The 13,658-nt window shown below is 47.3% G+C and carries 12 protein-coding genes and 1 tRNA gene; 5 read left to right on the top strand and 8 right to left on the bottom strand.

The features are described 5' to 3' along the window. Window positions 1–172 precede the first annotated feature (172 nt). The 4 genes from ACXX82_RS22200 to ACXX82_RS22185 all read left to right on the top strand — a co-directional run bounded on the left by ACXX82_RS22200 (window position 173) and on the right by ACXX82_RS22185 (window position 4,246). Window positions 173–433, top strand: coding sequence for a helix-turn-helix transcriptional regulator (locus tag ACXX82_RS22200; RefSeq protein WP_458563717.1), 261 nt, complete (start codon window positions 173–175; stop codon window positions 431–433). Then, on the top strand, window positions 430–666 hold the full coding sequence (locus ACXX82_RS22195; RefSeq protein WP_323507618.1) for a hypothetical protein: 237 nt from the start codon (window positions 430–432) through the stop codon (window positions 664–666). Before ACXX82_RS22200 ends, ACXX82_RS22195 begins: the two co-directional genes overlap by 4 nt. Next, on the top strand, window positions 663–3,200 hold the full coding sequence (locus ACXX82_RS22190) for a DNA primase family protein (RefSeq protein ID WP_458563716.1): 2,538 nt from the start codon (window positions 663–665) through the stop codon (window positions 3,198–3,200). The genes ACXX82_RS22195 and ACXX82_RS22190 overlap by 4 nt, the downstream gene beginning before the upstream one ends. A gap of 854 nt (window positions 3,201–4,054) precedes the next feature. Then, on the top strand, window positions 4,055–4,246 hold the full coding sequence (locus ACXX82_RS22185; protein WP_323507764.1) for a hypothetical protein: 192 nt from the start codon (window positions 4,055–4,057) through the stop codon (window positions 4,244–4,246). 310 nt (window positions 4,247–4,556) lie between these two features. Here ACXX82_RS22185 and ACXX82_RS22180 read toward each other — a convergent pair. From ACXX82_RS22180 to ACXX82_RS22160, 5 genes are all read right to left on the bottom strand, one after another. Continuing rightward, window positions 4,557–4,646, bottom strand: a tRNA-Ser gene (locus tag ACXX82_RS22180). A gap of 111 nt (window positions 4,647–4,757) precedes the next feature. Continuing rightward, window positions 4,758–6,029, bottom strand: a complete 1,272-nt coding sequence (hemW, locus tag ACXX82_RS22175; protein WP_458563715.1) for a radical SAM family heme chaperone HemW — start codon at window positions 6,027–6,029, stop codon at window positions 4,758–4,760. After that, window positions 6,026–6,610, bottom strand: coding sequence for an RdgB/HAM1 family non-canonical purine NTP pyrophosphatase (rdgB, locus tag ACXX82_RS22170; protein ID WP_322238447.1), 585 nt, complete (start codon window positions 6,608–6,610; stop codon window positions 6,026–6,028). The genes hemW and rdgB overlap by 4 nt, the downstream gene beginning before the upstream one ends. Window positions 6,611–6,829: 219 nt before the next feature. Continuing rightward, complete coding sequence (gene rph, locus ACXX82_RS22165; RefSeq protein WP_322238445.1) at window positions 6,830–7,576, bottom strand: ribonuclease PH; 747 nt, start codon at window positions 7,574–7,576, stop codon at window positions 6,830–6,832. Window positions 7,577–7,881: 305 nt separating this feature from the next. Beyond that, window positions 7,882–8,898, bottom strand: coding sequence for a serine/threonine protein kinase (locus ACXX82_RS22160; protein WP_322238443.1), 1,017 nt, complete (start codon window positions 8,896–8,898; stop codon window positions 7,882–7,884). Between the two features lie 127 nt (window positions 8,899–9,025). On the opposite strand from ACXX82_RS22160, the gene ACXX82_RS22155 reads away from it, so the two are divergent. After that, a complete protein-coding gene (locus ACXX82_RS22155) occupies window positions 9,026–9,931 on the top strand; it encodes a YicC/YloC family endoribonuclease (RefSeq protein ID WP_322240653.1) in 906 nt (301 codons plus the stop codon). Window positions 9,932–10,055: 124 nt separating this feature from the next. On the opposite strand, the gene ACXX82_RS22150 is transcribed toward ACXX82_RS22155, so the two are convergent. From ACXX82_RS22150 to ACXX82_RS22140, 3 genes are all read right to left on the bottom strand, one after another. Continuing rightward, the gene (locus tag ACXX82_RS22150; protein ID WP_458563714.1) at window positions 10,056–10,451 is read right to left on the bottom strand and encodes a lysozyme inhibitor LprI family protein; all 396 of its coding nucleotides are present in this window, start codon (window positions 10,449–10,451) and stop codon (window positions 10,056–10,058) included. A 315-nt stretch (window positions 10,452–10,766) separates the two neighbouring features. Further along, entirely contained in the window at window positions 10,767–12,077 is a 1,311-nt protein-coding gene (locus ACXX82_RS22145) for a homoserine dehydrogenase (protein WP_323507639.1), read from the bottom strand. Between the two features lie 146 nt (window positions 12,078–12,223). After that, the gene (locus tag ACXX82_RS22140) at window positions 12,224–13,453 is read right to left on the bottom strand and encodes a pyridoxal phosphate-dependent aminotransferase (RefSeq protein WP_322238438.1); all 1,230 of its coding nucleotides are present in this window, start codon (window positions 13,451–13,453) and stop codon (window positions 12,224–12,226) included. Between the last annotated feature and the right edge of the window lie 205 nt (window positions 13,454–13,658).

The raw sequence follows: 13,658 nt of genomic DNA, 5'->3' as shown, positions 1-13,658 counted from the left end.
TCCGTTGCGGGTAAACTTGATTCAAGATTCAAAACTAAGCGCGACCCCTACCCCTTCAATGTGGGTGATGCATAGAGAGGGACAACGGACTAAGAACCTAATTTTAGGTCTGGTCCCGGCGTCTTCGCATCATAAGCAAGGGTCAGATCAAATCCTTTTTTACGGATAGATCATGCTAAATATTACACCTTCACAGCCTTCCATTCTTTTACGCCTTCCCGCAGTACTGGCGCGCATTCCCGTTTGCAGAGCATCTTGGTGGAGTGGAGTGAAATCCGGTCGATACCCGCAGCCTGTAAAGCTCTCCCCCCGTGTTGTGGCCTGGCGCGAAGAAGATATTAACGCTCTCGTAGCCAACGGCGTATGTAAGTCTGGTGCAATCGACACGACGATCCGAAATGCAACCGTTAGTACGGCGCGAGGTGAACTATGAAAACCGCTGCGGACATTCATCTAACAAGCGCTTCTCACAATGTGGGTGTGGGGTTTTCTGTGGTCTTTACATTTAATGACGGCAATTTCAATGCAGAATGGACACCCAGCATGCCGCGCGCTCGTGCACTTAGGCGGGTACTTCAAAAATACCGGGCGGCGCGGAATAATTTCTTAACTGAAATTGCAAAACAAACCACAGAAACCGTGCTTTGTTTTGAGGTGAAATCATGAGCCCCGTCGGATTGAATCAATTGTCTATGCCGTTGATGGCGGCTAGCTTTGGCCAAGGAGATAAAGGAAGGATAACTCACACCGAGGACTACACTTGGAAGCATTTAACAGATGCTGTGCAGAATCCAACGGATGCGACTATTTCACATGATGATTACTTAGGTTTATCAGATATCGCCCGAAATTCTTTGAAAGCGAAAGATCCCTTTGTGATTTTTGGTCAATTTGAAGGGAAGGCGCGCAATAAAAATAGTGTCAAAAGCCGCTCGGCCGCCACGCTTGATATTGATAGTGATGCGACGAACTTAATCCAAAGCCTTGACGGCGCGGAGGAAAGGGGCATTACTATTCGTGGCGTGGTGCCCTTTTCTTATGTTGGGCATACCACACGAACCCATACAACCGAATCGCCTCGCTTACGCCTTTTGATTCCGTTTAGTCGCCCCGTGTCTCCAAGCGAGTACCCCCACTGCGTGCGGGCATTGGGGAAGTTATTTTGTATCCCCGTGCTTGATCTGTCGTGCGTCCAGCCAGAGCGGTTAATGTTTCTTCCCACACCAAACAAGGGGGCACCCTACTCCTACTGGTCTAGCTTTGGAAATGGCTATGTGAATCCAGACACACTGTTGGCAACTATCCCGCATAATGTTATCGACGAGGTTATAGAGCCAGCACACAAAAGTGCACCCGACAACTTGACACGGGCGGTCAACTTAGCACGCGTAAATAACGAGACGATATCGGATTTGCGTAATGCTCTAGTAGCAATCGTGGAGGGCTACAATAAAAATGCATATGGGTACGAGTATTGGGTATCTGTCTTACAGAATCTGAAATCTCTTGATGAGGTCGGTCGCGAATTAGCATTGGAATTTTCCAAACAATTACATGATTGGAAGTGTGACGAAGAAGAATTTAACCGCAAGTGGAATGATGACTTAATCGGCGACAGATCCGACTACACTTCAATTTTTAAGAAGGCCCAAACGTTAGGCTGGATTAATCCCCGTAGGGGTCACTTACTTGGCATACAGACCGATTATCAAATGTTGGTTGATCGCACCGACACAGGAAACGCGAACCTGCTCGTTAAACTCACAAATGGTGACTTACGATACGTGACCGAAAAACGTATTTGGTTAGGATGGCAAAACAACAAGTGGATCTGGGACGACAGCGGTAGCATTGCGCAGTCAATGGCGCTGCGCATAGCCGAAGAATACCAAAAGGAAGCGACTCAGTATTATCATCAAAGCCAGAATGCTGTAAACACTCCGGCAGATAGAACGCGAATTGAAAGAACTGCTGCAAGCATAGCAAAATGGGCGCAGCAGTGCCGAAACAAACGGGCACTAGATAATATGCTGGCGGTCGCTGCGAAATTCCCGGAAGTCAAATTATCCCTAAAGGATTTAGATACTGATCGGCGACTTTTGGGGGTGGAGAACGGGGTCGTCGATCTACGCACGGGAAATTTCCGCCCAGCGGCGCGTGCGGATTTAGTTACGAAGCGTTCAGGACTTCCATTCAATCCAAAGGCACTTGCACCGGGGTGGATTAACTTCGTGGAGCAAATTACGGGGCGTCCTATTTCAGCCAAATTTGATCCTATCACGGAGGATGTGATCGCCAATACCGTGGGGCAATTCGAGCTGCGTCCAGAACTCTCGCATTATCTGCGTAAGGCGCTAGGGTATTCACTCACAGGACTAACGGAGCAACACAAGTTATTTGTGTGCGTTGGAGCGGGTTCTAATGGAAAGAACGTGTTACTCGACATCGTTAAATGGGTACTTGGGGATTATGGTGTGAGTATCCCGCCCGCTGTAATGCTGGAAACTCATCAGAATAACGATCCGGAGCGAGCGTCATCGGTTGCAGCACGTTTAGCTGGTGCACGGGTTGCAATAAGTAGCGAGTCAAAACCCGGGCAGAAGTTCGACGTAGCGACCATTAAGAGTCATACAGGCGATGGATATATGATCGCCCGATTCCTCAATCAAAATGCATTTGAGTTTGATATAACTCATAAGTTATGGTTGATGACAAACTCTGTCCCGACACTTGACCACCTTGATGGGGCAGTTCGTGGCCGTTTGCATATCATTCCTTTCGATATGAAGTGGAACCGGCCAGGGGAGTCTGATAGAAATCCAGCATTGCCTGAGGGGGACCCTGCTCTTACCGACACTTTGCGATCGGAGGCGGAGGGCATTCTGGCGTGGCTTGTGGCTGGCGCAGTTGATTATGCTAACGAAGGGCTCACGCCGCCTAAGCAAGTGCAGAATATGACACGCACGTATTTAAACGATCAAGACTCTTTAGGCCGATGGCTTGGCCAATACGAGAAGTGCGACCCCAAGCAGGGGGCGACGGCTAAGACATTATTTGATGAATTTCATTGTTGGTGTGAAGAAGAAGGAAACGATAATTCGTACACTCAAAAAAGCTTTGGTCAGGCGATAAAGTTACATGGCATTGCGAGTGTTAAACGGGAAGCAGGTATGTACTACGGCATCATTCGTCGTAAATAATAATGCTCAAGGAACGATAAGAATCGAGGTGATCTGATATATAAAACCTGCCGGATGATGGATCATGATTGATTTTCCCAAGCTCGCCGTAGTAATTAAATATTATATATATATATAGGCTTGTAGTGAAAAAAACCGTCATGATCCATCATCCGGCAGGCTCTAGAAATAACTAGTTTACGGTTTCAGCATGTTGAAGGAGATAGAAGCAATTTTTTGATTTCTTTATTAAGTAATATAATGATCCACGCGCGTGTAAGGCTATACAGGCTCTCGGTTACATAATTACACACCTCTAGCAGGGGCTTTTTTCTCCTGCATCAGCACTCCCCTCCGGCCTGAATATATTCCCAATGCTGCGGCTGATATAGTCTGCGTGCCTTGGCGGGCTGAACTCTGGGAACCCTGTGTCCCCCCCCAACCGGGGTAACAATATCGGGGGAGTACTCCTCCTAAATGCGCGATAAAAAAACACGCTTGTTCAAAAAAGAGCTTAATAAAAAACTACTTTAAAGATACTCTTGACAACTTCTAGTGTTGCCAGTTATAAATAGTTGCCATAAAATATCTTACTGATTTACCAATTCCCGTGCGGAAATATGAAATTTATTTATATACTTGTTCTGCTTACATTGGCCGGGTGTGACGTACCAGGTCGCTATCAAATTGCGGTTGTAGGCCACACAAGTACGGACGAAGACCGTGTATGGGTTATCGACACAAAGACTGGAGGCGTAAGTTTATGTTACGAGTCGGCTGCTCAAATTCACTGTCTGAAAAGTGAACCTCCGAATCTGCAATTTTAACAACCGATACGCCGCCCACACAACTCACAGGACTTTAAGAAACCAAACATGAAGAAACTAATTATTATCGTCGCCTTGATACTTACTGGATGTGCATCTCCAGCAGTTTTTCGTGATCCGAAAAGCGGCCAAGTTGCTCAGTGCAACGCTGCCACACCAGGGATTTTCCCTATCATTGCCCAGCATGAAATTGATGATTGCGGCGCGGCATATTTACGTATGGGCTGGCAAAAGCAATGATTTTTCTGGATTATGATTAACCACACTGCCAGCGCTCTTTGGGATGTGATAAGCAGTGAGTCCGTGGCCAGCAATATTCATAAATTGCCTCGCTATCCGAACAACGGCGAAACATTTAGAAAATGGCGCGTCAATTATGAAAGAAGAAAAAGCATCGTGGGGCATGCGATAGATGCGGATTTATCACCTGAGTTTTTTTGCGTATAGCAGAAACTGCCTAAGCACCGAGCCAGATTTTAAGAGCAACGTGGGTAGGCGTGTGGGTAGGAGAAATACAAAAAGCCCCGTCATAGGGGCTTTTTAATAAAACTGGCGGAAGCGGTGAGATTCGAACTCACGAACGGGATAAACCGTCGCTAGTTTTCAAGACTAGTGCCTTCAACCACTCGGCCACACTTCCAGAGAGGCGAATTATACATAAGTCGCGCTGAAATGACGATAGCTGGATGCTAAATTTTAGACAATGTTTGAATTTTTTTGTTTTAAATGTCATTAGCGGGCTTAATTCTAATTAATCTACCAAAAACATCTGCTGTAAATCATTCAAAAAGCGCTCCCCAAGCGCTGTAGGTTTAATCAATTTATGATCTCGATAAAGTAAACCTTTTGCTTCCGCGTCGTTTAGAGATTTTTCGATCGTACTCAGAGACATGCCGGTTCGTTCGGCAAATAGATTGACCTCGAAACCGCCATTTAGCCGCAATGCGTTTAGCATGAATTCAAATCCTAACTCGCCTCTTTCAATCTCAACCTCTTCTTGCACTACGTTGCCAAGTCTGGTTTGTTCCAAATAGGCTTTGGGTTGCTTGTAGCGGACTTGTCGAATCACGCGATGGGGAAAGGATATTTTTGAGTGCGCACCGGCACCAATACCCAGATAGTCCCCAAACTGCCAATAATTCAAATTGTGTCGCGCTTGTCGACCGGGCTGAGCGTAAGCCGATACTTCATAATGTCCATAACCCGCTTCGGCCGTTAACGCGGTGATCATATCTTGCATTTCGGCGCTGGCATCATCATCAGGCACTAGCGGGGGATATTTGGCGAAATAAGTATTCGGCTCCAGCGTCAAGTGGTACATCGATAGATGCGGGGGGGCGAAACCGATAGCTGTCGTGACGTCATGGCGTGCTTCTTCCTGCGTCTGGCCGGGCAACGCATACATCAGATCTAGATTAAAGTTATCAAATGTATGTTGCGCGATCTCGACAGCGCGTCGCGCTTCGCCATCATCGTGAATCCGCCCCAATGCTTGAAGGTGGCGGCCATTGAAACTTTGAATTCCAATCGACAGCCGATTTATTCCACTAGCGCGATAGGACTTGAACTTCTCGACTTCGAAAGTACCCGGATTAGCCTCCATCGTTATTTCGGCAGCGCCATCCAGCGGTAGTAGTGCACGAATATCCGACATTAAGCGATCGAGTCCCGCTGCAGACATCAAACTGGGCGTTCCTCCACCGATGAAAATTGAGTATATCTTGCGACCCCAAATAAGCGGTAACGCATTTTCGAGATCAGCCCGCAACGCGGTGAGATATTCTTCTTCTGGAAAACCGCCCTTTGCCTCGTGCGAATTGAAGTCGCAATACGGGCACTTTTTGACACACCACGGAAAATGTACATATAGTGATAGCGGCGGTAATGCGCTCAGATGTAAATGTCCTGGCTTTAAATAAGCGAGCGCTGCTTGCGCTGCGCCGTCCAAAGTTTCAACCGAACTTTCTGCCGAGGCCACTTTTGTTTTGGTTGGCGTGCTGCCAATAAGCTTAATAGGAATCATCGCAATTTTTCAACTAGTGCGCGTAACGCCTGACCGCGATGTGACAGAGCATTTTTTTCACTCGAAGTCAGCTCAGCGGCAGTTTTTCCTAAATCAGGCAACAGAAAATGCGCATCGTAACCAAATCCACCATCGCCGCGTGGTTCCGCGATGATTTCTCCGTGCCAGCTGCCATCTGCAATGACTGGCTGTGGATCGTTAGCGTGACGCACAAATACCAGCACACAATAATAATAAGCCGATTTGTCTTGATGCTGGACAAGATCTGTTACTAGTTTGCGATTGTTTTCCGCATCGGATTTGGGTTCGCCAGCATAGCGCGCTGACAATACGCCGGGTGCACCTTGCAGCGCATTAACGCATACGCCGGAATCGTCAGCCAAAGCGGGCTGCCCCGTCAGTCGGGCGGCATGACGTGCTTTAGTCAATGCATTTTCAACAAATGTCAGGTATGGTTCATCCGCTTCAGGAACGTTAAATTCGCCCTGTGGATGCACGTCGAATCCAACGCGGGAGAGCAATTGACCAAATTCTTTTAATTTGCCAGCGTTATTTGATGCTAAAACCAGAGTGCGTAACATAGATAGGTAACTCAAAACAAAACGTATAAAGACAATACTCTAGCATCGCTGGTAGAAGGAGGGTAAACAGGCAGAATCATGGCTATAGACAGGGCGCAGCATTTGTAACAAGCAGCGACCAAAACCGCGTTAAACGGCAGGCAAAAAGGGGGCCGATTTTATTTACCTGGCCTTGTGTCACGCGCTTCGATACTGCTTTGATGCCTGCCGATCAACGGACTATGCTGATAAGCCCAGTACTTCACGCTGCATCGCTATCAATTGACCGATACCGGTTTGTGCCAGATCCAGCAAACTATTTAGCGTCGAACGATCAAATGCCACACCTTCTGCAGTGCCCTGCACTTCAATAAAATGGCCGGCATCGGTCATCACCACATTCATGTCCGTATCGCAGCCGGAATCTTCAAGATAATCCAAATCCAGTACAGGCGAACCCTGAACGACACCAACTGAAATCGCAGCCACAAAATGCTTCAGCGGTATAGCGGCGATCGCCTTGCTATCGACTAGCGTAGAAAATGCGTCGTAAGCAGCAACCATCGCGCCGGTAATAGCCGCCGTGCGGGTACCGCCATCGGCCTGGATGACATCGCAATCAAGATGCAACGTTCGCTCGCCAAAGGCTTCCAGATCAAAGGCCGCGCGCAAGGAGCGCCCTATTAATCGTTGTATTTCTTGCGTTCGGCCAGATTGCTTACCACGCGCGGCTTCACGATCCATACGCGTGTTGGTGGAGCGTGGCAGCATGCCGTACTCTGCTGTCAGCCAGCCTTGCCCTTTGCCTTTTAGGAAACCGGGGACTTTGTCCGAAAGGCTTGCGGTACAAATGACTTTGGTGTCGCCAAACTCAATCAATACTGAGCCTTCGGCATGCTTGGTGTAATTGCGGGTCAGGCGCACAGGACGCAAAGCGTCGGCGGAACGGCCACTTGGACGGGTGAATTTATGTGAAGCAGACAGCATTGTTATTCCTTAATAATCGGTGATGCCATGAAAGGAGTCGTCGCGGTCGTTGATTTTTCTATAACGTACCGAATTTCTTCTATCGCTTTTTCGCTTTCCTCATCTTTAAACGTTTCACCTATTTAACAGGCGGTATGTCGAGAGGCTTGAATTGTCGCCGTGAAGGCCTTCATTGGCAAGGTGTGAATAACGCTTGAGGTCGATTGGTTTTCAATGTTACACGTGCTTTCCCACACCATCGCTGCTTTTGCCTACAATACGGATCGCGTTGCGATGGGCTTGAGATAAATTATCACTTAAGAGCACTAACATCGGGTATTTTCCTGAATGGTTTCCGCAGGAATTGGCAATCGGCGACGAAACTGTAAGTGTGAAAAAAACAAGCTCCGTACCTTGCGCGACACTTTATCCATAATTCGCAATTCTTCTTTATGTACAGGTGTCATTAACGCTCGCTGCAATGCAAATACACTTTGGGGGCGCTCTAAAGGATCAATCATCAGGCTCCAACGGACTACCTGAATTAATTCAGGGGTATAGAACCCTTCCAACTTACGAAAATGCTCCTGCATTTTGTCATTAAGCTTGCGCTGATCGACCGGTTGCGGTGGCGCACCTGTCATACACGCAAATATAGAGGCGCCAATACTATAAATATCGGTCCACGGCCCTAACTCACCATTTTTTTCATACAACTCTGCAGGTGCAAAACCAGGCGTGTACATAGGATATAGTTTGGGAGAATCAGTGCGCAACGTTTGTCGGGCGGCACCAAAATCCAGCAAAATCGGCGTCCCGTCAGCGCGTAAATAAATATTCGCCGGTTTGATATCCAGATGTAACAGCTTGTGCGTATGAACTTCGCGCAACCCATTCATGACTTGATGAAACATCTTACGTATAAATTTTTCAGAAACCAGCGGTTTTTCACCCTTGTCCCGACGTCGCAAAATATGCTCTTGTAGCGAGCGTCCTGACTCATATGCCATGACCATATAGACTGTGTCATTAGCGCGAAAGAAATTCAGTACACTAACAACGTTCGGATGGGAAATATGGGCGAGCGAGCGCCCTTCTTCAAAAAAACATTTAAGGCCGATGCGAAAAATAGGCAAATTTTCGGGAGGAATCGCCGGTGACAACTCCCCCCATTGACGTAATGCCAGCGAACTCGGCAAATATTCCTTTATAGCGACGGCATTGCCTTCATCGTCATAGGCCAGGTAGACAATACTGAACCCGCCCGAAGCAATCTTCTTTACAATGCGATATCCAGCGAGCTTAAGCCCATCAGGCAGTGGAGCATTGTTTTGTGCTGCCATACGATCGTAGTCCTATCAGTTGTCGGTGATTTTGATCCCATAATCTGCTGCGTGACTGAGATTGTCTTGATAATTCATAAATTTGTAAACAAGAATCAAAGAGGACTTTATTTTGACTATTTCCAGCATGACCGGCTATGCCGTCAATACCTATCAAAGCGCTGCCGGCACCATTACTATAGAGCTGAAAAGCGTGAATTCACGTTTTTTAGATTTGCAATTCCGAATTAATGACGATCTGAGGGCGTTGGAACCTGCGTTGCGTGAGGCAATTATGGCGCGCATCAGTCGTGGCAAAGTCGAGTGCCGACTAAGTTTTGGACGCAAAGCAGGTAATGACAGCAGCCAAACGTTAAATACGATGCTCTTGGCAGCGTTAGCCGAATTACAAAATACCGTGCAGAAACAGTTTGGTGAGGCGAGCCCGCTAACAGTTGGTGAATTATTGCGCTGGCCTGGCGTGATCGAAGAGACTGTCATTAGTCAGGATATGCTTCAAGCAGACGTTCAGACTACGATGGCGACGACGCTCGACGCCTTTGCTGAGTCACGCGTGCGCGAAGGTTCTGCACTGACTGCGACCATCATTGCACGTATTGATGCGATGGAAATCATTGTCCAAAGAATCACTCCATTGGTGCCACAAGTGATCGCCCAATTTCAGCAAAAGGCCATTGCCCGTATGCAAGAAGCCTTAGGTTTGGCTCAGCCGGATTCTACCGCAGCCGGCCCAGCGTCTGGGCTGTCGCGTGATGAAGCAATGGATAGGATTAGACAGGAAGTAACACTATATGGGATTCGGATTGATATTGCAGAAGAATTGTCTCGACTAGGTGCGCATTTAACTGAAACCCGCCACATTTTGAAAAAAGGCGGTCCTGTCGGGAAACGGCTTGATTTTATGATGCAAGAACTGAATCGCGAGGCTAACACGGTTGGTTCAAAAGCGGCGATCAAAGAACTCGCCGACGCGTCAATGGAACTTAAACTATTAATCGACCAAATGCGGGAACAAGTACAGAATTTGGAATAAAACATGCTTAACGTCGTGTGACTCAAAAAATGCAAACAGCGGCCCGCTCACGCCGGTCGCTTTTTATATGCGTTATTTTTTAGGGCTACCAACTACATCGCCGACACATAAGCACCGGACCAGATCACTGGTCGCTTGAGCTAAATTCCTTTAAATCTTTAGTTCGCTGAGCCGCATGTTGGGTCATGCAACCCAAGTAAGCAATGGTTCGGATTGTTCCGCCTTCGTTGTAGGTATAAATTGCCTTGCAATCATTTTCCCTGAATGTTACCCAGGCACGTTGCGCATTAACCAGATACTGCTTAATGACTGAATTCTGACTATCAGGCGCATCTTTGTCTGAGAATTTTTTTAACAACGATTGATAAACTTGGTTGAGGGAGCGATCGCTTTGCTCAAACTGCTTCTGTCCACATGCATTTATCTCAATGGTATTGCGCTGAGTGAGACAAGGGTCTTGCGCTTCAGCAAAGGCAGTCAGCGGTAAAAGACATACTAAAACGATCAATAATTTATGCATACGGTACGATCCCAATCATGCTGCGCCACAACGTTAGGCGCTATAAAAGTTCTACTTGCCTCGTTATTCAACATCCGACATTACGACCAAGTGAGCAAAATACTGATTGCGTGTTCGTTAATTCAAATAACGAAAAAGGCCAGCACCCTATGCAATGCTTTTCAATTAAGCAAAAAAATATCCGGCTGAGTGGCGTTTATTATTTGCATTCACTAAACAGCAATACAACCTTTGCTGACCTTGGTAATGTCGTATTTTCTGCGCAAAAAATTAATCAAGCGCTATATTGAAGGGCATCTTTAAATAACACTCTGCTTAAGTCAACTCTTCCAGGCGAATCTTGGTGACCGTACCAACGACTGTCTCCAGTGCTTCGATTTTGGCAATAGCCGCTTCTACGTTTTTCTCTTGCGTTTGATGTGTCAGCATAATGATATCGGTACAGGTTTCCCCTTCGGCTGGCTCTTTTTGTAACATCGCGCTGATAGAAATCAACGAATCGGCAAGGATGCGCGTCACATCGGCAATGACGCCCGGTTGGTCCGTAACACGCATGCGCAAATAGTAACTAGTGGTGATTTCGGCCATCGGCAAAATCTCAATATCAGTCATCGCGTCTGGCTGGAAGGCCAGATGTGGTACCCGATGCTCAGGGTCAGCTGTCGCTAATCGGGTGATATCGACCAAATCGGCAATGACTGCTGAAGCGGTAGGCTCGGAACCGGCACCCTTGCCGTAATAGAGCGTTTCACCAACCGCATCGCCACGGACCAGCACCGCATTCATCGCACCCTCGACGTTTGCAATCAAACGACTTGCCGGTACCAAAGTTGGATGCACGCGCAACTCAATACCTGCCGCCGTCCGTTTGGTAATACCGAGTAACTTAATACGGTAACCAAGTTGTTCAGCGTAGCGAATATCCGTCGCCTGCAACTTTGTTATGCCTTCAACATGGGCCTTATTAAATTGCACAGGAATACCAAACGCAATTGCCGCCATGATCGTTAGCTTATGCGCCGCGTCTACGCCTTCAATATCAAAAGTCGGATCCGCTTCGGCGTAGCCCAAGCGTTGCGCTTCCTTCAGGACAACTTCGAAATCAAGCCCTTTATCCCGCATTTCGGACAAAATGAAGTTCGTAGTACCGTTGATGATCCCAGCGATCCATTCGATGCGATTAGCCGTCAGACCTTCGCGTAACGCTTTTATGATAGGAATGCCGCCAGCAACAGCGGCCTCAAATGCCACGATGACGCCTTTTTCCTGTGCTGCTTTGAAAATTTCGTTTCCATGAATCGCAATTAACGCTTTGTTTGCTGTTACTACATGTTTGCCATTCGCAATCGCTTTCAGGACCAGATCTTTCGCGATGCCGTAGCCGCCGATCAGCTCAATGACGATGTCAATATCTGGGTTATTGATGACAAGGCTGGCGTCGTTCACCACTTCCACTTCGCCATTGGTCAATTGTTTTGCGCGCTCAGTATTGAGATCGGCCACCATCGTAATTTCAATACCGCGACCAGCGCGTGCTGCGATTTCCTGCTGATTGCGTTTCAATACATTGAACGTACCGGACCCGACCGTGCCGATGCCAAGCAAACCTACTTTGATGGATTTCATAGTCTCTACTATCTGTAAAAAATGCTACTAGCGAAATGGCACTTAGGCCAATTCGACGGGATGAACAACAACATGAAGTTCATCGATTAATAAATTTAAGGTGTTAGCTGTATTCGATGTTTGATGTACTTCTTATTGAGAGCACTTTACGCAGTACCGTGCCGCTTGCGATACCCTTCGAGAAAGTGCGCAATTCGCCCAACCGACACTGCCAAATCGTCCGTATTTGGCAAAAATACCACGCGAAAATGATCTTGCGTCGGGCAATTAAAGCCAGTTCCCTGCACGACTAAGACCCGTTCCTCGGCCAGCAACTGATAAGCAAAATCCTGATCATCAGCAATCGGGTACATATGTGGATCGAGGCGCGGAAACATATACAGCGCCGCTTTTGGCTTAACGCATGTCACCCCAGGAATATCAGTCAGCAACTTATACGCCATATCACGCTGACGGGTCAGACGACCGGTGGGACTCACCAGGTCATTGATACTCTGGTAACCACCTAACGCGGTTTGAATCGCATATTGACCTGGTGCGTTGGCGCACAAACGCATTGACGCCAGCATGTTCAAACCTTCGATATAACTTTTTGCATGTCTTTTTTCGCCCGACACAACCATCCAGCCAGCCCGATATCCGCATGAACGGTAATTTTTTGATAAGCCGTTAAAGGTAATAAACAGCACATCATCGGCAAGCGACGCAAGCGAGGTGTGGGTGTGCCCGTCGTATAACACTTTGTCGTATATTTCATCTGCAAAGATGATCAGCTGATGCTCACGCGCCAGATCAACTATTTCTTGCAGCAACGTATCCGGATACAAAGCACCGGTAGGATTATTCGGATTGATGACAACAATCGCACGCGTGTTGGCGTTGATTTTACTTCTTATATCAGCAATATCAGGGAACCAATCCGCTTTTTCATCGCAAATATAATGGCGTGGAATCCCCCCCGACAGACTCACTGCTGCAGTCCATAACGGATAGTCGGGCGATGGTACCAACACTTCGTCGCCGGTATTGAGTAGCGCATTCATACTCATCACAATCAGTTCCGAAGCACCGTTGCCAAGATAGATATCCTCAATCGTGACGCCCTGGATTTTCTTTTGTTGGGTGTAATGCATCACCGATTTACGTGGCGCAAACATACCCTTAGAATCCGTATAACCGGCGGCATTACCCATGTTGCGGATCATATCCTGAACGATTTCATCAGGCGGTTCAAAGCCAAACACGGCCAGATTGCCAATGTTTAACTTAATAATTTTGTGGCCTTCTTCTTCCATTTGCCGTGCTTTTTCCAGCACAGGCCCACGGATATCGTAGCAAACGTCGTCCAGTTTTTTTGATTTTTTAATCGTCCGCACAGCGCATTCCTTGTTAGTTGATGACAATCACATCCGCTAATGCGTGTCACTGGGTTGCTGCGTTAATGGTTGCACTAAATGGCTACATTTAGGAATTACATTAACTATCCAGGGTACTAGCGCATCTCACTGACGTAAAAAAATAGGCCAGAACTAACCATTTTGCCGAAAGCGAAGCGCTTTATCAATCAAATTATCATGTAAT

Source organism: Glaciimonas sp. GNP009 (assembly GCF_054343755.1).
The sequence above is the reverse complement of the archived record's forward strand: the minus strand, read 5'-3'. Positions and strand labels throughout refer to the sequence as shown.